We start from the raw sequence: 23,010 nt of genomic DNA, 5'->3' as shown, positions 1-23,010 counted from the left end.
CCTAAATCCGCATCCCCTGTCCGGTTTTAACTCCGATGATATCCTCCGGACCACGAAACACAGATACACACATGCTTCAATTATATACTGTTATCCTCCTGTTGTCGCACCTTTTTATTCCAATGTCCTATATTGATTTCATCAAACAAATATAACCGGCAGTGATATCACATTTTTCGTTCAATCGCTCCGGTTATGATTTATCATTTTTCAGTCTTTTTAATCCACTACCCACCGGGGACGGTTCTCGCCGGCGAGAACCGTCCCCGGTGGAAATCTTAAAGTCCTGTGTCTTCAGGAAGTCCCAGCATTATGTTCATGTTCTGTACTGCGGCGCCGCTGGCACCCTTTCCGAGGTTATCGAAAAGAGCTGTGACGGAGGTCTGATCCTCATATCCGCAGACTACGATCTCAAGCCTGTTGGTTCCCGCAAGCTTGTTCGCATAAAGCTTGCTGTCATTCTCTCCGAAAGGAACCACTGATACGAAATGCTCATCCTTATAGTACTCAGCAAGCTTTTCACAAATGTCCTTTGCTGAAGGATTTCCGGGAAGCAGTCTGTTCTGAAGCATGATGGTGGTTGCCATTCCCTTATAGTAGTCATCTACCACCGGCATAAATACAGGCGCATAGGTAAGTCCCGTAACCTTCTGCATCTCCGGAATATGCTTATGCTTCAATGTAAGTCCGTAGATTCCGGGAGAACTGAGCACCTCAGGTCTGTTCTCTGCTTCATAATCCTTTATCATGCTCTTTCCTCCGCCTGAATATCCCGTAAGGGAGTAACAGGTGAGAGGATAATCCTTCGGCAGGATCCCCATACGAACAAGCGGAGCTGTAACTGAAATGAGACCTGTGGCATGGCAGCCCGGATTTGCTATACGCTTTCCGTTACTGATCTTTTCTCTCTGCTCCTTTGAAAGCTCGGGATATCCATACACCCAGTCGTCGTTGGTTCTGTGGGCAGTGGATGCATCTATGACTCTTACATTATCATTGTCAATGAGAGAAACCGCTTCTCTTGCGCCATCATCAGGAAGACAGAGAAAAACGATGTCCGCGCTGTTAATATACTTCTTACGTTCCTCAAGGTCATGACGCTTATCCTCAGGGATTCTGAGAAGTTCCAGATCTTCTCTCGAGCCGATGCGATCATATATCTGCAGTCCTGTGGTTCCGCTTTGTCCGTCAATATATACCTTTGTCTTCATCATTTCTCTCCTTAAATTGATATTTATACAAAAACGCCCGCATTCCAGCATTTTTATGCAAGAATACGGGTATTATAACACAGGTTCTGAATAATTACTTCAAAAGTTCACAAATAATATCTACACATTTATCCATGTCAATCTTGCTCACATCTATGCATAATGAATAATTATCCGCATTTCCCATGTTCTGACCGGTGTAGGTCTTGTAATATCTGCGGCGTTCAGCATCCTGCTTCCTGATAAACTCTTTGGTCACAGGCTTCTTTATTTTTTCTGCATCCATGGCATGTTCCATACGCCATTCCTCTGAAGCTGCAAGAAAAATATCAAAGGATTCAATGCCGGCTTCCTTAAGAACATAATTGGCACATCTTCCTACAATTATACATGGATTTTGTGACAGCTCCAGAACCACTCTGCTTTGAGCCTTAAATATCTCATCATGAGTGGAAGTAAGCGATGCCGGTGAAACCATTTCTATAAATCTGGCAGCGGGAGTATACTGCTCTCCCTCTTCATCTATAACGTCCTTCTCAATCCCGCTTTCTCTGACCGTCTGTCGCACAAAGTCCTTATCGTAGTACGGGAGCCCAAGTTTCTTGCTGAGTTTTTCAGCCAGTACATGCCCGTGTGTTCCATATTCGCGACTGATGGTTATTACTTTGTAATTCATATCTTTTTCCTCACTCATTTTGGATGAATATTCTTTCATACTTATATAATATATCAGATACTCACGATAAGAAACATTTTCTCCAAATTTAGTCATCACAATTATGTCTCTATTTTGAGAATCAAAGAGATGTTTGGAAAGAGGCGGAGGGCATCCATTTGAATACGTTGAGCCTACTCGCATTCAAAAGGACGCCCTCCGGCTCTGTCCTACCTCTTTCCGTTCAATTTGTTTAGAAGAAACGTATGAAGCTGACCCGATATATAGAAGATTCCCAGAATCGTGTTAATCTGAGGCATCATAAAGAAAGCGAGGAAAGACAGAATCACAACCACCGCTTTGACTCTCGTGATATAAACCTGAATCAGCAGGCTTATGGCGATAACTCCGAAGAACATGAGATAAAGGGTTCCTACTATACCTGCCACCTGGGCAAGGCTCTGGACAATTTCATTTTCAAAGGGTTTCACGAATGAAAAATTATAAAGCCCAAAGGCAAATATCCCGAGATATGCAGTCCAGAAAGGTGGTGTATACTCAGCAACAGGCTTCGGCTTCGGGACAGCTATATGAAGTCTTCTCAAAATAAGAAGACTGATTTCATATATGATAAAGCCCTGCATGGCTCCGGTAAGCGCCGTGGATATAAGGAGCATCCTGGCCACAAAATCATCACTCATCATGGACTTCATAAGTGCCATCTGCTGCTCCGTCTGAGGATTGCTTCCCATAACCTTCGTCATCATTTCCATGGACTCATTCATGGCAAGCTGCATCTCAGCCACATACATACTGAGAGTCTGTCCCGATATGGCAGCCAGGATCACGGCATCCAGCAGCTCGGTGACAGTACAAAGCAGCATTACCAGAAACAGGGTTTTGGTCATATCCTTTTTATGGTAGATGCAGGTTCCCAGAACCATACCCACAAAGGACTGGCAGGCAGCATTAACCGCCGCTCCTGGAGTACTTACAATAATGCTGATAAACAGGGACGCAGCCCAGGCCGCAAGACCTGCCTTCCAGCCGTACCTTGCACCGTAAGCCACCATGGGAATGGGTAAAAGGAACATAAGTATCCCATGAAACATTCCTCCCGTGTGCCGGTTGATAAGCAGCAATACTCCGAAAAGTGCCACGATCATGGCACCATAGGTTATTTTCAATGTTTTCTGATTCATTTTTACTTCTCGCTTCAGTTTTCTTGCATATATAGACATCTGATGCAAAAGCCCGCCCTGACCCGGATATATGACTCTGTGTCTTTACACATCCTTAGGCACTACCCTCTTTCCAGATGTCATATAATTCTAAGCCTTTTTTGCTTCTCCTACAAGCACTTGGATTTCTCTTTTCTTAAACCTGAGAATAATGCTCGTAACAGTTCAACCGGTGGACCACTAACCCCGTTCCCATGGTCCACCGGCTGAACTGTTACTAATGCTCATGCTCCGTCAGAACAGCTGCCCCGAAATCCCTATAGCCTCTCAATATTATGTATTTTTTATGTTTTCTCTCAAAATCACAAATGTTTACGGATTTTCTGCCGACAAAATTTATATAGCTTTGACGGCTTGACAAAAGAGCCTTAATATTACAGTAAAACCTTTACAACAGCACACACTTAACACCATCAGGATATAAATATGATAGATAAATTCAAAAAATCCCTGTCACTTCAGATCTCTTTGATCTCAATACTGTCTTATCTTGCACTTGGCTTAATCACCGTCTTCATAGTGCATATGCGCTTCGAAGATCGAATGATAAAAGATTATACACGTATGGCTGAAGGCGTTACAAACCTTATGGCTGCCGCCTATGATACAGAGAGAACCGAGGAATATATAGAAAGAAACTACAGCATGCCGGAGTATAATGACATCCTTAAGTACTATTATTCTCTTAAGGAAAATTATCCGGATATTTACTATATGTATGTTTATAAATTTGACCCGGTTGATCCCCATGCCACAGTCATCATAGACCTTGATGAAGAGTACACTGATGATCCACCGGAAGAAAGCATAGAATGGATAGGTGACACCTATGATGTGGACCCGCCCTTTGATTCCGATATCTATCTTATGACTACAGGAAAACAAGCTGCAGTCCACAATGTGAAAACGGAAGATGGTGAATATCTCCTGTCCTACGTCAGACCCATCCTTGATAAGGACGGAAATTATGCCTGCAGCGCCTGCGTCGACTTTTCCATGAACTTTATCCATCAGCAGGACAGGGAATTCATATATCAGCTCATAAGCATACTTGCCGTATTCCTGCTCCTGATTCTGGGCGGTAATATATATTACATAAGAAATAAAGTAACCCATCCCCTTGACCGAATCAGCTCCTGCATCGACAGCTTTGTTTATGAAACCGAGGCAAGCCGTTTCCAGAATGTCCAGCGTCTTGAGGCCCTTGACTTCCGCCAGGAGGATGAGATAGGCGTCCTTTATAACAGCTTTGTCAGCAACCTAAAGGAAAGCCTGTACTACATGTCCAATTTCAACAAGGCAAAGGACGAGATTGTAGAAAAGGAAAATGAAATAGAAAAGATAAGCCAGAAAACCTATACCGATGGTCTCACCCCGGCCAAAAACAAAGCGGCTTTCCTTGATGATGAGATTGTATATGACATTAAGATAAAGAACGGACTTAAGGATATCGCTACCGTAATGGTGGATATAAACAATCTTAAATATGTTAATGACACCTTCGGACACGATGTCGGAGACAAATATATACTGGGCTGCTACGACATCATTCAGGATACCTACAAAAATTCACCTATTTACCGTATGGGTGGAGACGAATTCCTTATAGTACTGACAGAAAAGGATTGCGAGGATCGTGATCAGCTGTTCGAAGACATTAACACAAAGTATCAGCAGTGTTATGATAATGAAGAAAAAGAACCTTACGAACGTTACACTGCATCGGTTGGAATGGCCGTTTACAATGACGGCGATGAGTTCCAGGACATTATCAAACGTGCGGACAAGCATATGTATGAGCGTAAGATGATATTTAAAAATGAACATGGAAGCTACAGGTAAACTATGACAACAAACAAAAAAACAAGACTTTATTTATACATCGGATCCGTCCTCACTATCCTCGTAGTGTCAGCGTTTCTGGTCATACTCAACATCAATGAACCCGTGGAGTACACACGGGTTCCTTTCAGTGTCCTTGCAATACTTACAGTCATATCCTGTATTGCCATGACACTGTTTTTTGCCAAAGGCCCGGTTTTTGATATTCACGGACAGCTGGAAAGCACCAATATAAATGCCATGCTTCTGACTGTCATAATCATTATTCAGATTTCATTTTTCTTTGAGATCATTTCTGTAAAAAACCAGCTCCTGAACTATCAGGTTTATTCTGACATACGAAACGATATCAATGTAGCCTCAACCTACCGGGAAGAAAAGCTTGATGATCTTTTGGAGTCCCTTTGCAAAGACAGCATTACCGAAATCTCCGTGACCGATATGTCCGGAACGATTTTACACTCCTCGGATAAAAACCTTATCGGCAGTACCGCAGAAAGAACCAGGTACACCTACAGCTTCAATAAGAAAAACAGTATCCGGTTCCGGGTAGATCCATTTTTTGTACGAAACAAAATAAAATCCATCTCCCTGAATCTCCTCACAGTCCTGGTAACTTCAGTTTTCTTCTCCGTTGAGATAGTCCTTCTCATGATAATGAACGTATCGAAGAGAATGACCAGGCGGATTCTTAAGGAATATCAGGATAAAGACAAACGGTCACAGATTCCGGAAGACGAATATGAAATTATCAAAGCATCCCTTGAGAATGCCGATGTTCCGTCTGCCCTTTACTATATACGGCAGATTGCCTTTTTATTCTATTTTGCTTCCAGGCTGTCTTCTTCATTTATTCCCATAGTTGCCAAATCCCTCAATAATCCCATAAAGGGAATGGCAGCTACAACCGCAGCGGGTATCCCTCAGTCAGCAGAGACACTTCTTACCTGCTCCGCCATATTCATAACTACAGTTATGCTGGAGAAAAAAGGGTGGAAGTTCCCGTTTATCTCCGGACTTCTTCTGGTATCGGCAGGAACCTTATCCTCTGCCCTGTCCACCAATCTTTTCTTATTCGTGCTGTCCAGAGCATTGGTGGGACTTGGCTACGGTTTTTGCTGGATGACCCTCCGGAATCTTTCACTTTTCGGAAAGAATGCAAAACAGCAGCTTTTGGGCTTTGCCCTTTTGAATGCGGGAATTTACTCGGGAATGAACTGCGGTTCTTCACTGGGCGCTATCCTTGCGGATGTATTTGGGTATAAGACAGTATTTTTCATTTCTGCCGTTTTCACTCTTATGACCTCAGTCTTTATCATAAGACTTGAAAATGCTCTGCTTCCTAAGGCAAAAAGCAATGAAACAGAAACCGGACAAACCGCTAAGATATCCTTCAATGAGAACTTTTCAGTATTCCTGTTTGTGATCCTTATGATCGCACCGGCAAGTATTGCAGCCTCCTTCCTGAGCTACTATCTGCCTCTTTACTTTGACTCCATGGGCGGAAGCATAACCGATGTCGGAAGATCCCAGATGTTATACGGAATACTCCTTGTATATGCAGGTCCCACTCTTTCAGTCTTTATATCAAAGCTCAAGGGCAAGTCCCTCAAGAGAATAAACTATGTTTATAATCTCATTATAGCTTTGAGCCTTCTTTTCCCGGTTATGGGAGCGAGTCTGTTCCTGCCTTACATTAGTGCCTGTCTTCTGGGAACAGCCGACAGTTTTGGCTTCGGTGTCCAGAACAACTACTTCCTCGGACTTCCGGCTGTTCAAAAGCTTGGCCCGTCAAAATCACTTTCGGTTCTTTCTTTTATAAAAAAGATGCTGGAAATGATCGGCCCATTCGTATTTGCCGCCGCATTGACACTGGGTTACAGGGCGGGAATAGGTGCTTTGGCCGTAGCATTTGCTATAATGGCAGTAGCATATTTTATTTATTCGGAGATGATGCAAAAATCCGGAACAGTACGATAAAGACCGGATTTTTACAAATCAGGAGAATCAGTATAGGAGCCGATTAGATCTGCATCTGTATGTCAGAGATAAACGGCGGAAAACATGCATTTATAGAGGAGCATAATAGTATGATAGTCAGTGTAGTTTACGGAGGAACTCCCGAAGAAAAGGGTCCTTCAGAAAAAAACGCAAAAGATATAGCAAAAGCCCTGGAAAACAGGGGACATGAAGTTCATCTCCTTCAAATTGGGAAAGATATAATAAATGCCATCCTTTCCGTCAAAACAGAGGTGGTTTACTTATGTGTTCAGGGAAAGGGTTACGGAGACGGAACCTTCCAGGCCATGCTCGAAATGCAGGGAATTCCTTTCACAGGAAGTCATATGCGGGCTGCGTGTCTCATTAATGATAAGATCCTCAGTAAATTGGTTTTTGACCGTTACGGAATACGTACCCCGAAATGGGATATCCTGACTAAGAAGCAATTTGAAAAAGGCGACTATCCCTATGAAGATTTTGGATACCCCTTCGTCGCCAAAGCTCCTACACAGGGAGGCAGCTTCGGCATCGAGCTTATCAGATACCGGGAGAATATTCCTCGCATCGGAAGCGTATTTAAATATGACGACCCCATCCTGCTTGAGAAATTCATTCCGGGAGGATTCTATACCGTAGGCATTTACAAAAGCAAAAAGAGTCTGGTTTCTCTTCCCGTGGTAGAGGGCCTTGATCTGGATAAGAAAGCTAATGCTGACGACGGGCTCATTACCTTTACAGGCAACTACGGAATACGCGAAAGCACACTTAGCCAGAATGTCACTGAGGAAATTAAACACCTTGCTATGGAGGTTTATCATGCCACCGGCGCAAAGGATCTCTGTCGTATTGATTTTATGGTTTCCGAAGAAGACAGTAAGCCCTATGTACTTGAAATAAATGCCGTTCCGGGGCTCAAAAGATACAGTCTTATGCCGAAGGCCGCGGAGCTTGCAGGTATAGTTTATGAAGATATGATTGAAGACATACTTTACGCAGCATTAGACAACAACGCAGAATAAGGAGTAAATCTATGTTCAGAAATATGAAAATCAGCTTAAAGATCCTTCTGGTCATACTGATAATGTCTTTAGGTTCACTTATAGTGGTCTTTAGTGCTTCCTACTATTTTATGAATTCCATGGTCGATGAATTCCAGCAGACCAACATTACCCTGGGAATCAATTCTTCGGAAGTCACCAAGGCTTCACTTATGTCCCAGACGGAATACTACCTCCTGCAGCTCATTCAAAAGCAGGCCAATAATGCAAACAATGAGCTTCACGAAGTAAACAGGGCTGTTACGGAGGCCTCCAAATATACTCAGCATCTCTTTGAAACCCGGGGAAATTTAATCGGTCATGATATGCCGAAGCCTGACGAAACCGAAATGGGCGTGGCATCATCAAAGTACTTCCTGGCGAAGGGCGTAGAAGCTACTCCTGAAGTAATGCAGGAGGTTTACACCTTATCCTATTGTGAGTACATGTTTGCCCCGACTTTGGAACAGAATCCTATTCTGGATAATATCTACATCGGTACCGTAAGCGGTATTTCCTACAGATATTCAAGGTCCAATGCTTTCAATCCCGATTATGATCCAAGGCAGAGAGACTGGTATAAGGCTGCTATCTCTCATCCCGATCAGCTTGTATGGCTTCCTACATATACTGATTCTTACGGAAACGTATGCATCACTGCGGCCATGACCTACAGAAATGCAGACGGACATGTTGCAGGCGTAGTTGCATCGGACGTACTTTTAACAAGCATCATAAATGAAGTTATGAATATGAAGATCGGCGAGACAGGTTCAACTCTGATACTTGATTCCGATTTGAATTTCATAGCTCACCCGAGTATGAACAATCCGTTTTTCAATTCTGACCTCAGAGGTCATTTTTCCGGTACTGACTTCATAAAGAGTATTCATTCCTCAGATAGTTCTATCATGCAGACCGTCTACGAAGGAAAAGACAGCTATGTCGCCTTTTCAAAGATGGCTGAAACCGGTTGGATATTCTGTGCGACCATCGAAACCGGCGAAGTAACAGCCCCTGCCCTGGAAGCCAAGGCTCAGAATGATATCCTCACCGAAACTTCTCAGAGGAACATGCAGGATCAGATATTCAATATCCTCCGCCTGTTTATGATTTTCTTCTCCATCATGGGAATCACAGTTGTTATGACCTCCTTTGCGGTAACCGGAACCATTACGAGACCTATCCAGAGGCTCGCCAGCAGCGTTCTGAAAATCGGTAAAGGTGAATTTAATGAGAAGATCCCTGTGGAATCCGGTGATGAGGTCGGTCAGCTGGCTGACAGATTCAACACCATGCAGGATGACCTCAAAAACTACATGCAGAATATAAAGAAGGTCACTGCAGAAAAGGAGAGAATCGGAACAGAGCTTTCGGTTGCTACCAATATCCAGGCTCATATGCTCCCCACAGTCTTCCCGCCTTATCCCGACAGACCGGAAATAGACATTTATGCATCCATGAACCCTGCAAAGGAAGTCGGCGGTGATTTCTATGATTTCTTCTTTGCCGATGAAACCCACTTTGCCATGGTCATCGCAGACGTATCCGGAAAGGGAGTTCCCGCCGCACTTTTCATGGTCATCACAAAGACTCTCATCAAGGATCATGTTCAGCAGATGAAGGGCAAAACCTTAAGCGAAGTACTTACCGAAGTAAATAACCAGCTCTGCGAAAACAATGAAGAAGAGATGTTTGCAACCTGCTGGATCGGAATCATTGACATCACCACAGGAAAGGGTGTTGCTTCCAATGCCGGCCACGAACATCCTGTTTTACGGAGAGCCGGCGGTGAGTTCGAACTTGTTGTATACAAGCATACCCTCGCTCTTGCAACCATTCCGGGCGTCAAGTTCCGTGAGCACGAATTCGAGATGCATCCGGGAGATACACTTTTCGTATATACCGACGGTGTTCCCGAAGCCACCAACATAGACAATGAACTTTACGGTACTGACAGAATGCTGGAGGCTCTGAACAGAGACAAGGATCTTCCTCTGGAAAATATCCTGAAGAACTTAAAGGCTGATGTTGATGCATTTGTCGGTGAGGCAGATCAGTTCGATGATCTCACCATGCTCGCCATGAAATATAACGGAGTTCAATAAAATTAAAACAGAAATCCACCGGGGACGGTTCTCGCCGACGAGAACCGTCCCCGGTGGATTTCTCAACCGAGAGAACTGTCCAATGAAGATAAACCGGAGATTCTATTAAAACAGATTCAGCCGGGGCATATGCCCCGGCTGAATCTGTTAAAATCTGATTTTATTTCTCATTCGGCATCTTCCATGCGTGATGGTTGGTATGAAGGAGATGATGAGACTTTTCGGAAAGCGGCTTACCGAGGTAGTCCTCATAAATCTTTGTAATGGAAGGATTCTCATGGGAGAATCTGAGCTCCATGTTGGCATCCTGTGAATAAAGAACCGGAGCTCTTTCGGGAGCCATCTCTACTCCGTCATGGATAGGCTGTCCACCGCCGCCTACGCAGCCTCCGGGACATGCCATAACCTCAACGAAGTCATAGTGTACACGACCCTGCTTAAGGTAGGTAAGAAGCTTGTTTGCATTGCCGAGACCATTGGTAACCGCAACACGAAGAGTCTTTCCTGCAAGATCGAACTCAGCTTCCTTCCAGCCGTCCATACCACGTACTGCCTTAAAGGCATCCGGATCAGGATTCTTTCCTGTTACAAGGAAGTAGGCACTTCTTAATGCTGCCTCCATAACACCGCCGGTTGCGCCGAAGATATTGCCGGCACCGGAGCCGATGCCAAGCGGCATATCAAGCTCTTCCTCGGGAAGCTCCTTAACGATGATCTGATCGGATCTTATGAGACGGTTAACCTCACGGGTTGTAAGTGAACAGTCAACCTCAGGATTTCCTTGATCATCCACCATATTTGGATAAGCGCACTCTGCCTTCTTTGCAACACAAGGCATGATGGAAACGCAGAAGATATCCTTGGGATCCACCTTGAGAAGCTCTGCATAGTAGCTCTTTGTAACAGCACCAAACATCTGCTGAGGTGACTTTGCGGTTGAAAGATTGTCAACAAACTCAGGATAATGAGCCTTGACATATCTTACCCAGCCCGGACAGCAGGAGGTGAACATCGGGAACTTGTGGTTCTCGGGATTCTTCAGCTTCTCAAGGAACTCTGAGCCCTCCTCCATGATGGTAAGGTCTGCTGAAAAGTTTGTATCAAATACATAATCCGCACCTGCTCTTCTTAAAGCCGCCGCAAGACGCTTTACAGTTGCAAACTCAGGATCAAGTCCAAAAGGCTCGCCCCAGGCAGTTCTTATTGAAGGTGCGATCTGGAATACAGTGATCTTGGAAGGATCCTCAAGAGCATCCAGAACACGATCCACATCATCACGCTCACGGAGAGCGCCAACCGGACAGTGAGTTATACATTGTCCGCAAAGTGCACACTGGGAATCTTCAAGAGCGTAAACTCCGGTAACATCCACCGTTACTCGGGAGCCGGTATTAACCACATCCCAGATATTGCTGTTCTGAATCTTGTCACACACCTGGATACAGCGCATGCACTGGATACACTTATCGTAATCTCTGATAAGAGGGAATCTGACATTACCCTTGTTTTCAGGAATCTGTTTCTTATAAGGAAGGCTGTGGATATTGAGATCATTAGCCACCTTCTGAAGAGTACAGTTGCCGCTTCGTACGCAGACCGCACAGTTGGTGTTGTGCTGGGAAAGGATCAGCTTAACATTGGTCTTTCTTGCAGCTCTGGCCTTCTTTGAGTTGGTATAGATAACCATTCCCTCGGCCACAGTATTGTTGCAGGCTGTAAAGAGCCTTTCATATCCCTCAACCTCAACCACACAGACACGGCAGGCACCGATCTCGTTGAGTTCCTTCATATAGCAAAGGGTTGGGATGTGTACTCCCGCCTTGGAAGCAGCATCCAATATAGTTGTTTTCTCGGGAACCTGCAGGGAGATTCCGTCTATCGTAACGTTTACCATTTTGCTTCTCTGCCTCCTTTAAAGATTCCATAACCAAAGTGATCGCAATGCAGACATCTTCCGGACTCCTGGCATGCCTCTTCGTCGGACATACCGCACTCCATGATCTTGAAATCGTGCTTTCTTTCTTCCGGAGAACGCTCCTTCATATTTACTCTTCCGCATGGCTTATGATCATCAAAGCGGACAGGAGGAAGCTCTATATCTGACTTTATCTCATGGAAATATCCGAGATATTCGTCAATGTTTGCGGCCGCAACCTTTCCTGCTGCGATGGCACGGATTACGGTTGCAGGACCTGTAACGCAGTCACCACCCGCAAAGATTCCGTCCTTGTCACGGATATCGCTGGTGTCAAATGCCTGAATCTGTCCACGCTCTACAGGGATTCCGTACTCACCGAACTTACGTGAATCGATACCCTGACCGATAGCCACAAGGACTCTGTCACACGGGATTCTGAGCTCTTCTGTATCAGCTGCCACCGGCTTCGGTCTTCCGCCGCTGATAGGACCTACGATCTGAGGCTGTACCCAGATAGCTGCAACACTTCCGTCCTCTTTCTTCTCGATACGTAAAGGAGCATGAAGCTCTACGATGTCGCAGCCGTCTGCAATGGCACCCTCCACCTCTTCGGGAAGGGCAGTCATATCAATCTTTCTTCTTCTGTAAAGGATCTTTACAGATTTTGCATTGCATCTTATAGCTGAACGGGCAACGTCCATGGCAACATTACCGCCGCCTACAACAACTATATCCATTCCTGTGAAATCAGGATAATCATCATCACCGATGGCTCTCAGCATCTCAACCGCAGAGATAACGCCCTTTGCATCCTCGCCTTCGATTCCGATCTTCTTGTCTGTGTGAGCACCGATGGCAACAAACATTGCATCGTACTTCTCACGGAGATCTGCGATGGAGATGTCCTTGCCAATGCTTACATCAGTCTTCAGCTTGAAGCCGCTCTTCATGATGCACTCGATTTCGGCATCCAGGGCTTCTCTCGGAAGACGGTATGCAGGGATGCCGTATCTAAGCATTCCTCCTGCCTTCTTTCTCTGCTCATAAACCTCTACCTCATGTCCCATAAGTGAAAGGTAGTAAGCCGCACTGAGTCCTGCCGGGCCTCCGCCGATAACTGCAACCTTCTTGCCTGTTGCCGGCTGCTTCTCACCGATCCTGAACTCGTCCTCATGCTCAACCGCATATTTCTTGAGTCCGCGGATGTTGATAGGATCGTCAACCATGGTTCTTCTGCAGCGAACCTCACAAGGATGCTCGCAGATCATGCCGCAGACTGCGGGAAGCGGATTGTCCTTTCTGATTAGGGCAACCGCGTCATTATAACGGCCTTCGTGTATAAGGGAAATGTATCCCGGAATATCCACATGTGCAGGGCACTGGGCAACGCAGGGTACAGGCTGATCCTGATGTCCCGAACATCTTCCGTGCAGTACATGCTCTTCATAATCACCGCGGAAACCTCTGATGCCCTTCAGTACCATTCGTGCAGCCTCTGAACCTATGGCACAGTCCGCAGAATAGTAAATGCTCTGGGCGGTTTCCTCGATAACTTTCAATGTCTCCATGGTGGCAGTTCCGTCAAGCACAGAATCGATCAGCACCTCCAGCTGTCCCAGTCCTACTCTGCAGGGTACGCATTTTCCGCAGGACTGAGCGTGACAAAGGTGCAAAAATGAAGCGGCAAGATCAACCGGACAAAGTCCGGGCTGGCTTGCCGTGATTCTTCTTTCCAGATCCTTGTACAGATCCTCCACCGTCTTCTGCGCATTGTTTTGAGTTACAATGCTCAATCTACTCATGGTGTTTACCTCCTTACTTGGGAATGTCAGCCTGTAAATGATCCACTTTACAAAAGGCTGGTACTGCATGCGGGACTACTCACAAAAGTCCGACCCGGCACACACCTCCCCGACTCATTACAGTTAGTCATAACTTACTGTTATTTTTAGTATTCTAGATATAATTAAAGCAAATAAAAGCCTTTTTGTAAACTTTACCAAGTAAAAAAACATATATGGATTTTAAATGTGCAAAATAGATAAATTATATAAAAGAACCACCGGGGACGGTTCTCGCCGGCGAGAACCGTCCCCGGTGGATAACCCGGTGGATTTTTTTAGATCGCTGCAAATCCCTTTTCCAGATCTGCGATGATGTCATCAATATGCTCTGTTCCGATGGAAAGTCTGATGGTGTTTGGTTTGATGCCCTGATCCAGCAGCTCTTCCTCTGAAAGCTGTGAATGGGTTGTGGAAGCCGGATGGATAACCAGACTCTTCACGTCGGCAACATTGGCAAGAAGTGAGAAAATCTGAAGGTTATCGATGAACTTCCAGGCTTCTTTCTGACCGCCGTTGATATTGAAAGTGAAGATTGATCCGCCGCCGTTCGGGAAATATCTCTTGTAGAGCTCATGATCCGGATGATCCGGAAGAGACGGATGATTCACCTTTTCAACCTTCGGATGCTTGGACAGGAACTCCACCACCTTCTTTGTATTCTCCGCATGTCTGTCGAGACGGAGGGATAATGTCTCCACTCCCTGAAGCAGGAGGAAAGCATTGAAAGGCGAAATGGTTGCTCCGGTATCTCTCAGAAGGATGGCACGAATGTAAGTTACGAAGGCTGCAGGTCCTACCGCATCATAGAAGGATACTCCATGATAGCTCGGGTTGTGAGCCGTGATGTTCGGGAACTTTCCGCTTACCTTGTAGTCGAACTTTCCTGACTCAATGATAACACCGCCAAGAGTTGTTCCGTGGCCTCCGATAAACTTTGTTGCGGAGTGCACCACGATATCGGCGCCATGCTCGAAAGGACGGATGAGATATGGTGTGCCGAAAGTATTATCCACAACAACCGGAATCCCGTGCTTATGTGCGATCTCCGCGATGGCATCGATATCCGGAATGTCGCTGTTTGGATTACCGAGAGTCTCAAGGTAGATGGCTCTTGTGTTGTCCTTTATGGCACCCTCCACCTCTGAAAGATTGTGGGCGTCCACGAAGGTTGCCTCAACACCGTACTGTGGAAGTGTGTGAGCCAGAAGGTTGTAGCTTCCGCCGTAGATGGTCTTCTGTGCTACTATGTGTCCTCCGTTCGCTGCCAATGCTTCGATAGTGTAGGTTATGGCTGCTGCTCCCGATGCTACTACCAGCGCAGCACTGCCTCCCTCAAGTGCTGCAAGTCTCTTCTCAAGAACATCCTGGGTGGAGTTTGTGAGTCTTCCGTAGATATTGCCGGCATCCGCAAGTCCGAATCTGTCGGCTGCGTGCTTGCTGTTCCGGAACACATAAGAAGTGGTCTGGTAAATAGGAACCGCCCTTGCATCTGTTGCCGGATCCGGCTGCTCCTGTCCAACGTGTAACTGTAATGTTTCAAATCTGTATTCGCTCATGGTAGATCTCCTTTTTCTAATGTTTATTCTTTGTCTTCGGTCATACATTATCAAAGTAAACACATTCGCATATACAGCTTTTGGTTTTGAACTGAATTTCTTCTCCCCTTCATTACCGATACCTCGCTTTCGCCTTGGATTTTCCTGATGTCATAATCCTACTACGGCGCTTGGTTTTTGAAAAATACCAAGATTCTATCGTTGGTAATAGCTTCGGTCTATAACTAAAAACCACCGGGGACGGTTCTCGCCGGCGAGAACCGTCCCCGGTGGTTTTCCTGGTGGGATTTCTCAAAGCTCCTTATACTTCATCAGCTCCTCGATATAAGCATTACCATACACCGACATAACGCTCCCTTTCCTCACGATGTAGCCGATGACCAGCGGGTCCTCTTCCTTAAGCTTAATGGAAACCATACCGCGAAGAACCGCATCATCGCTTGAGAGCATTCCGCATCCCACAGAGTAGCCCTGAAGTCTCTCGATGATCTCCATGGTGGTGGCTCTGTCGTCGGATTTTATCATCTTCTTAAAGTCATAATCCGCCATGGCTTCTTCCGTCAGATAGAAGTTACTGTCATCACTCTGGTCAAAGGAAACGCAGGGGTAGTCGGAAAGCTCCTCCAGAGAGATTTCCTTTCTTCCTGCAAACTTGTGGTTTTCCCAGACGTAAGCATAGGTTTCCCTCTGCATGAGCGGAGTAAACTCAAGATTGTACTCCTTAAACAGCTTCCTGATGATACTCTCATTAGAGCCGGAAAAGGAAATGATTCCCACTTCGCTTTTCATTGTCCTTACATCTTCAAGTACATCCCTGGTTTTCGTCTCATGAATGGCAAAAACATATTTGTCCGGGTCAAAGGCCTTTATCACATCCGTAAATGCTTTTATGGCGAAATTGTAGTGCTGGCTTGATACGGAAAACCGCTCCTTGTCGCTGTCCCTGGACAAAAATCTGTCCTCCAGTATTTCGTACTGTGCCAATGCCTTCTTCGCATAGGCAACAAACTCCCGGCCCTCATCCGTAAGGAATATACCCTTGTTGGTCCTCTCAAATATCAGTATCCCAAGCTCTGTCTCAAGATCACTGATACTTGTGGAAAGCGCCGGCTGTGATACAAAAAGTTTTGTGGCAGCCTCTCTCATAGATGAAGATGCCGCAGTTTCAAGCACATATCTGATCTGGGTAATGTTCAATTGTATATCCTCCCTAAAAACCATTTGTCTTCCATATCTGATATACAGATGTCAATCTAAACGGTTCCATATACAAACCATCGGGGACAGCTCTCGCGGTTGAGAACCGTCCCCGATGTTACATTATTTCACATTAATCTCCATTCATCCGCTAAGATGCAGCACAAATAGAAATGAAAATATTATCACATTAAGTCCTTTAACGTTTTTGATCCGAGATAATCCCTTATGACCTGATTCAGACCTTCCCAGAATCCGATGGTCTTGCAGGTTGATCTTCTGTCGCATTCAGCTGCACCCTTTGCAAGACAGCTCACAGGCTCAAGCTCTTTTTCGGTAAGCTCAAGTATCTCGATAATCCTGTATTCCTCAGGCTTTCTGGTCAGCCGGTAGCCGCCGCCTTTTCCCTGCAGTCCCGTAATGAGTCCGTTTTTCGTCAAGGGCGGTAAAATCTGCTCCAGATATTTAAGAGACAGCCCCTGCCTCTCAGCCACATCCTTCATGGGCACATAGCCCTCCCCCTGGGTCAATGCGATGTCCACCATAACCCTTAACGCATAACGTCCTCTTGTTGAGATCATAAAAGTCCTCCGTCCTTCATGCGATCATCAGCCCTTTGAAGGTATACTCCACTATGAACTGATGTCACAAATACTCACACTTTATTTCCTGCCAATGCCTCCGCCGCCGACGTAAGCATTACCCTGCACAGGGTCAATAAAGCGTCAGTCCGTACCGGCACTTTATTCTCCCTGCATCTCATAGAACTCTTCCGTCTCGTCGATGTCATTGACAGGCGGTTTAAGTCCCTCTATCTTTATACCATTTTTTTCGGCATAATCCCATAATGCAGCGTGAATTGCCTGCTCGGCAAGGAGAGAACAGTGAACTTTTACAGGTGGAAGTCCGTCCAGGGCCTCCATAACTGCCTTGTTGGTGACCTCCAGAGCTTCCTGAACAGTCTTTCCCTTAACAAGCTCTGTTGCCATGGAGCTGGTGGCGATGGCAGCACCGCAGCCGAAGGTCTTGAACTTGGCCTCTCTTACAACTTGATTCTCGTCGATATCGAGGTACATTCTCATGATGTCTCCGCACTTGGCATTACCCACTGTGCCCACACCTGCTGCATCCTCTATCTCTCCCACATTTCTCGGATTTGAGAAATGATCCATTACCTTTTTGCTGTATTCTGTTACCTGGCTCATGCGCTGGCCTCCTTATTCTTCTTTACAAAATCCTCGTACAGTGGTGACATCATTCTGAGTCTTCCCACTATCTCCTTTAAGCTTTCCACAACATAGTCGATATCTTCCTCGGTGGTATCCTTTGATAAAGTCAGTCTCAGGGAACCGTGTGCTATCTCATGCGGAAGTCCGATGGCCAGAAGCACGTGGGACGGATCCAGGCTTCCGGAGGTACATGCAGATCCGGAGGATGCACAGATGCCCTTCTGGTCAAGCATGATGAGGAGAGATTCGCCCTCGATGAATCTGAAGCAGAAATTTACGTTGTTGGACAGTCTGTTGGTGAGATCTCCGTTTACGCGGGTGAATGGGATCTCTGCTGTCACTCCTGCGATCAGCTTATCCCTTAATCTGCTCTCATAAGCGCGGGTCTCTTCCATATCTCTTACGGCAAGCTCTGTTGCTTTTGCAAATCCGATAATGCCGGCAGCATTGGTGGTACCCGCACGCTTACCTGACTCCTGTGCGCCGCCATGGATAAGGTTTGTGATCTTTATGCCTTTTCTTATATAAAGAAGACCGATGCCCTTAGGTCCGTTTATTTTATGGCCGCTTGCGGACAGAAGGTCAATGTTCATCTCATTAACATCTATGGGAAGATGTCCGAAGGCCTGAACCGCATCTGTGTGGAAATAGATGCCGTGCTCATGGGCTATCCTTCCGATTTCCTTTATGGGCTCAACTGTACCGATCTCATTGTTTGCGAACATCACAGAAATGAGGATGGTTGTGGGTCTGATGGCCTTCTTGAGGTCTTCGACATTAACGAGACCCTTATCATCAACGGGAAGATAGGTGATCTCGATTCCTTTCACCTAGTTGTATGGTAGGTATTATAGTTACAAATTCCTACTTAGTCAATAGGTTTTGCATCCACCGGGGACGGTTCTCGCCGGCGAGAACCGTCCCCGGTGGATAACTTTTTGCTTAGGCAGAAAGCTCAACTTTATTTATAACTCCTCGGCTGATTCCACATAATCGTTCAATCTGTCGCTTCGAAAGACCGCATTTCATAAGCTCTCTTATAGCCATATTTCTTTTTTCTTTGTCATAACTTAGCAATACAAAACCTGATGATATACCTAAACGACGGCCTATTTCTTCAATCGCCCATTTATCATCATGCTTAGATGTATCAAAATCCAGGCACTGATCATCATTACCGGCTTTTACGAAGTTTTCATAAACTGATCTGCTTCCCAAAAGTGCTTTTATCAGAGTTAAATCCATATAATCCGATTTCGAATCATAAAACATAAAACTGCTCCATCGATATTTTGTTGTATCACATATTCCGGCCTTTTGTGGATTTTGAAGAATGTATCGAAAGACGGTAAGCAGGTAGACATTATCCTCCACCGGCTCACTCTTAAATCTGTCCTGAAAGAGATGTCCTACTCTGTTGTACTTTTTGTTGAAATAATAAGAATAACTGATACCTAGTTTTTTCATTAACTGGCTGATAGATGTTGAATCGCCATGTAGTAATAAATGTACATGGTTGTTCATCAGACAATAAGCGCAAACCTTTACATCTGTTTCCATACAGTATTTTTTTAGTTTGATAAGATAATACTTATAATCGCTTACGTCTTCAAAAATAGTTTGTCTGGCAACTCCACGCACAATAACATGCATATAGCCAAATTCACTCTTGCGTCGGCTTTGACGTGGCAAAATTAAATACCTCCATTTTGAATTATAGAATATGAAAATCAACCAAATATGATAATATTTGATTTCCCAGAGCGGGTAGATTTTTGAATCATGTGTGCTACTATAACATCATTAATGTAAGTTGTATAGCGAAAAATGAAAATAATACCACCGGGGACGGTTCTCGCCGGCGAGAACCGTCCCCGGTGGATAACCCGGTTTTGAGAGGTGTGAAGATGAAACATGATCAAATAATTAAAGATATACAGTCAGAACTGTTTTCAAGACAGGACCTGTCCTATCGGGAGCTGCAGGTAAAGATCATACCTAACATAGAGGCGGATTCAATTATAGGCGTGAGAACACCGGAGCTCAGAAAGCTTGCAAAGGAGCTTTTAAAGCGAGAGGAACTTCAGGAGTTTCTTGATGTGCTGCCACATAAATATTTTGATGAGAATCAGCTTCATGCTTTTATCATTTCCGAGATAAAGGATTATGACCGTTGCATTTCGGAGGTGGAGCGTTTTCTTCCATTTGTGGATAACTGGGCTACCTGCGACCAGATGTCGCCCAAGGTGTTTAAAAAACATCGTCCGGAGCTGCTCAAAAAGATAAAGCAGTGGATAGGTGCAGACTCAACCTATACCATCCGATTCGGTATAGGCATGCTGATGCAGCATTTTCTTGATGAAGACTTCGACCAGTCTTATCCTGAACTGGTGGCAGTTGTGCGATCCGAAGAGTATTACGTCAACATGATGATAGCCTGGTATTTTGCCACAGCTCTTGCAAAGCAGTATGAAACAGTTCTGCCCTTTATCGAGAGCCACCGACTTGATACCTGGACACACAACAAAGCCATACAGAAATCAATTGAAAGCTATCGTATCACTCCTGAACAGAAGGAGTATCTGAAGAGTTTGAAAATCAAAAAGTAATCCACCGGGGACGGTTCTCGCCGGCGAGAACCGTCCCCGGTGGATAAATTTACTTATCCGCTCTATACAATCCGCCTACACCATTCAGAGAAAAGTCTTTTTTAGAAACTTCATAGGTGGCTGTAGCATGCTGTTCAGTCCCGTTATCAAAGAAATCATTTATCATTATCTGACTGCCCTTGGAATCCTCAACCTTCAAAAGCTGATGGTCAGGATAATACTTACCTTCAAACTCTATTGGCTTCTCGGTTTTGATCTCACTCCAACTGCCGTTTTCATCCTCTCTTCCGGCAAGTATGATAGTCACTTTACATGGTACATCCCCATAAAGATTGCTCATGGCATCCAACAGCTTTGAAGCCGTATCACTGCCGGAAAGACCGGCTGCCTTCGCCTCATCACTGTTCTTAAAAGCCTGATATCCATACACATCTGCAGCTACACTTGGATCTGTATTCTCATTTGACTGAATTCCGGATTTGCCCTTTCCTTCAACCTCTATATTCATCCAGTAAACATCCTTAACATAGCCTGACTTTTTATTCGGTTTATGCCAGTTTGCGAATTCCCAGACTCCGTTTATGGCATAAGGATCGGAAAAGCGCACATCATTGCTCTTGTCATAATTTTTCGGAGTAAAAAGCCACGTAAAATCATCAAGAGATGCTTCCCCGGTCACAGTGAATCCCAGCGTCTCCGGATCATAGTAGTCAACATTTTCTTTGTTATTACCACCGCATCCCGAAAGTGCCAATGTCAACGCCGCCACACATAAGTAAAACCATCCTTTATTTTTCATCCTTCTGCTCCTCTCCCCTATTGTAAACAAACATGTCTTTGCCAACATCGCAAGGTGAAAATATTATCGTTCCTGCCTGATTTTATCGACAGGAAAAAACTATCTAAATATTATTTCGTCATATATGAAGTTAAGGATAAGTCATTTTAAACCATCTGGGACGGTGATAAGTATTGCTTATAAGACCACTGGGGACGGTTCTCGCCGGCGAGAACCGTCCCCGGTGGTCTTATAAGCGATGAAAAAAGCCCCGGGCATATCGCCGGGACTCAAATCATTTCATCAAAGATCAACCTTACGTAATCTCTCAAAACTCTTCTGAAGCTCATCATCAGTAGGGATATAATCGCTCATTTCACCGTCATTAAACTTCTGGTAAGCTACCATATCGAAGTATCCTGTACCGGTGAGACCAAAGAGAATTGTCTTCTCCTCACCAGTCTCCTTGCACTTAAGAGCTTCATCAATAGCAACTCTGATTGCATGACTGCTCTCTGGAGCAGGGAGAATTCCCTCAACTCTTGCAAACTGCTGTGCGGCCGCAAATACAGAGGTCTGCTCAACGGAAACGGCTTCCATGAGACCATCATGATAGAGCTGTGACAGGATCGGACTCATTCCATGATAACGGAGTCCTCCGGCATGGCTTGCGGAAGGAATGAAGTTACTGCCCAATGTATACATCTTAGCAAGCGGGCATACCATTCCGGTATCGCAGAAGTCATATGCGAACTTTCCTCTGGTGAAACTTGGGCAGCTCGCGGGCTCCACCGCAACTATTCTGTAATCCTGCTCGCCTCTTATCTTCTCACCCATGAACGGGGAAATAAGACCTCCAAGGTTGGATCCGCCGCCTGCGCAGCCAATGATCACGTCAGGCTTTACTCCGTATTTTTCAAGGGCAGCCTTTGCCTCGAGACCTATAACAGTCTGGTGAAGAAGAACCTGATTCAAAACACTTCCCAGAACATATCTGTAGCCCTCTGTCTTTGTTGCAACCTCAACAGCTTCCGAGATAGCACAGCCCAGACTTCCGGTTGTTCCCGGATGCTCAGCATTGATCTTTCTTCCGATCTCTGTCTCCATGGACGGTGACGGGGTAACACTTGCACCGTAGGTACGCATCACCTCACGTCTGAAGGGCTTCTGCTCATAGGATACCTTTACCATGTAAACCTTACAGTCAATGCCGAAATATGCTGAAGCCATGGATAATGCCGTTCCCCACTGTCCTGCACCGGTCTCTGTGGTCACGCCCTTAAGACCCTGTTTCTTTGCATAATAAGCCTGGACGATGGCAGAATTCAGCTTGTGGCTTCCGCTTGTATTATTACCCTCGAATTTATAGTAGATCTTTGCAGGGGTGTCGAGAGCCTTCTCCAGACAATAAGCTCTTACAAGAGGAGACGGTCTGTACATCTTGTAGAAATCAAGTATTTCACCCGGAATGTCAATGTAAGCTGTTGTATCATCAAGCTCCTGTTTTATGAGTTCATCGCAGAATACCGAACGCAGATCCTCGTAACCCATAGGCTTAAGTGTTGCCGGATTAAGAAGCGGAGCCGGCTTGTTCTTCATGTCAGCTCTTACGTTGTACCACTGCTTTGGAATCTCATCCTCGCTAAGATAAATCTTATAAGGAATTTTATCATCGTAACTCATGTACTGTTTCCTCCCATATTTTCTGTTTTTATAATTATACACTTTTTCGGGAGAAATGCCTTATTCCCGTAAAAAAACCGGAGAATGATGTCATAACAACC

General features: G+C 45.2%; 17 protein-coding genes and 1 pseudogene. 5 read left to right on the top strand and 13 right to left on the bottom strand.

Going from position 1 to position 23,010, the window contains the following annotated elements:
- Positions 1–278: 278 nt before the first annotated feature.
- The 3 genes from argC to G625_RS0115635 all read right to left on the bottom strand — a co-directional run bounded on the left by argC (position 279) and on the right by G625_RS0115635 (position 3,068).
- A complete protein-coding gene (gene argC / locus G625_RS0115645; protein WP_044933105.1) occupies positions 279–1,214 on the bottom strand; it encodes an N-acetyl-gamma-glutamyl-phosphate reductase in 936 nt (311 codons plus the stop codon).
- Positions 1,215–1,305: 91 nt separating this feature from the next.
- Positions 1,306–1,887 (bottom strand): AAA family ATPase, encoded by a 582-nt coding sequence (locus G625_RS0115640; protein WP_198014925.1) that lies wholly within the window; start codon positions 1,885–1,887, stop codon positions 1,306–1,308.
- A 209-nt stretch (positions 1,888–2,096) separates the two neighbouring features.
- A complete protein-coding gene (locus tag G625_RS0115635) occupies positions 2,097–3,068 on the bottom strand; it encodes a DUF2232 domain-containing protein (protein WP_044933102.1) in 972 nt (323 codons plus the stop codon).
- 465 nt (positions 3,069–3,533) lie between these two features.
- Between G625_RS0115635 and G625_RS0115630 the strand changes: the two genes are divergently transcribed.
- From G625_RS0115630 to G625_RS21615, 4 genes are all read left to right on the top strand, one after another.
- Entirely contained in the window at positions 3,534–4,949 is a 1,416-nt protein-coding gene (locus G625_RS0115630; RefSeq protein ID WP_029201844.1) for a sensor domain-containing diguanylate cyclase, read from the top strand.
- Positions 4,950–4,952: 3 nt separating this feature from the next.
- Complete coding sequence (locus G625_RS0115625) at positions 4,953–6,929, top strand: MFS transporter (protein ID WP_029201843.1); 1,977 nt, start codon at positions 4,953–4,955, stop codon at positions 6,927–6,929.
- Positions 6,930–7,039: 110 nt separating this feature from the next.
- On the top strand, positions 7,040–7,969 hold the full coding sequence (locus G625_RS0115620; RefSeq protein ID WP_198014924.1) for a D-alanine--D-alanine ligase family protein: 930 nt from the start codon (positions 7,040–7,042) through the stop codon (positions 7,967–7,969).
- Between the two features lie 11 nt (positions 7,970–7,980).
- Complete coding sequence (locus G625_RS21615; protein WP_049895949.1) at positions 7,981–10,095, top strand: SpoIIE family protein phosphatase; 2,115 nt, start codon at positions 7,981–7,983, stop codon at positions 10,093–10,095.
- 160 nt (positions 10,096–10,255) lie between these two features.
- Here the strand turns inward: G625_RS21615 and G625_RS0115610 are convergent, their stop codons facing one another.
- From G625_RS0115610 to G625_RS0115575, 8 genes and pseudogenes are all read right to left on the bottom strand, one after another.
- Positions 10,256–11,989, bottom strand: a complete 1,734-nt coding sequence (locus tag G625_RS0115610) for an NADH-dependent [FeFe] hydrogenase, group A6 (RefSeq protein ID WP_029201841.1) — start codon at positions 11,987–11,989, stop codon at positions 10,256–10,258.
- The gene (locus G625_RS0115605; RefSeq protein ID WP_029201840.1) at positions 11,983–13,815 is read right to left on the bottom strand and encodes an NAD(P)-binding protein; all 1,833 of its coding nucleotides are present in this window, start codon (positions 13,813–13,815) and stop codon (positions 11,983–11,985) included. The genes G625_RS0115610 and G625_RS0115605 overlap by 7 nt, the downstream gene beginning before the upstream one ends.
- Before the next feature lie 317 nt (positions 13,816–14,132).
- On the bottom strand, positions 14,133–15,413 hold the full coding sequence (locus G625_RS0115600; RefSeq protein ID WP_029201839.1) for an O-acetylhomoserine aminocarboxypropyltransferase/cysteine synthase family protein: 1,281 nt from the start codon (positions 15,411–15,413) through the stop codon (positions 14,133–14,135).
- Positions 15,414–15,704: 291 nt separating this feature from the next.
- Entirely contained in the window at positions 15,705–16,610 is a 906-nt protein-coding gene (locus G625_RS0115595) for a LysR family transcriptional regulator (RefSeq protein WP_029201838.1), read from the bottom strand.
- Between the two features lie 185 nt (positions 16,611–16,795).
- On the bottom strand, positions 16,796–17,191 hold the full coding sequence (locus tag G625_RS0115590) for an RrF2 family transcriptional regulator (protein ID WP_029201837.1): 396 nt from the start codon (positions 17,189–17,191) through the stop codon (positions 16,796–16,798).
- Between the two features lie 162 nt (positions 17,192–17,353).
- Complete coding sequence (nifU, locus tag G625_RS0115585) at positions 17,354–17,815, bottom strand: Fe-S cluster assembly scaffold protein NifU (RefSeq protein WP_029201836.1); 462 nt, start codon at positions 17,813–17,815, stop codon at positions 17,354–17,356.
- A pseudogene (locus G625_RS20395) lies at positions 17,812–18,666 on the bottom strand (aminotransferase class V-fold PLP-dependent enzyme); the annotation flags it as partial. The gene nifU and the pseudogene G625_RS20395, both read right to left, overlap by 4 nt.
- A 115-nt stretch (positions 18,667–18,781) precedes the next feature.
- A complete protein-coding gene (locus G625_RS0115575; RefSeq protein ID WP_029201835.1) occupies positions 18,782–19,531 on the bottom strand; it encodes a transposase in 750 nt (249 codons plus the stop codon).
- 215 nt (positions 19,532–19,746) lie between these two features.
- Between G625_RS0115575 and G625_RS0115570 the strand changes: the two genes are divergently transcribed.
- Positions 19,747–20,448 carry a DNA alkylation repair protein gene (locus G625_RS0115570; protein WP_044933098.1) on the top strand — a complete coding sequence of 234 codons (702 nt, stop codon included), beginning with the start codon at positions 19,747–19,749 and terminating at the stop codon, positions 20,446–20,448.
- Positions 20,449–20,497: 49 nt separating this feature from the next.
- On the opposite strand, the gene G625_RS0115565 is transcribed toward G625_RS0115570, so the two are convergent.
- Positions 20,498–21,247 carry a hypothetical protein gene (locus tag G625_RS0115565; protein WP_029201833.1) on the bottom strand — a complete coding sequence of 250 codons (750 nt, stop codon included), beginning with the start codon at positions 21,245–21,247 and terminating at the stop codon, positions 20,498–20,500.
- Between the two features lie 282 nt (positions 21,248–21,529).
- Complete coding sequence (locus G625_RS0115560; RefSeq protein WP_029201832.1) at positions 21,530–22,909, bottom strand: TrpB-like pyridoxal phosphate-dependent enzyme; 1,380 nt, start codon at positions 22,907–22,909, stop codon at positions 21,530–21,532.
- Positions 22,910–23,010 lie beyond the last annotated feature (101 nt).

The organism is Oribacterium sp. NK2B42 (assembly GCF_000424445.1).
In the GTDB taxonomy this organism is placed as follows: domain Bacteria; phylum Bacillota; class Clostridia; order Lachnospirales; family Lachnospiraceae; genus Oribacterium.
Note: the sequence above shows the minus strand (reverse complement) of the source record. Positions and strands in the feature narration are given on the sequence as shown.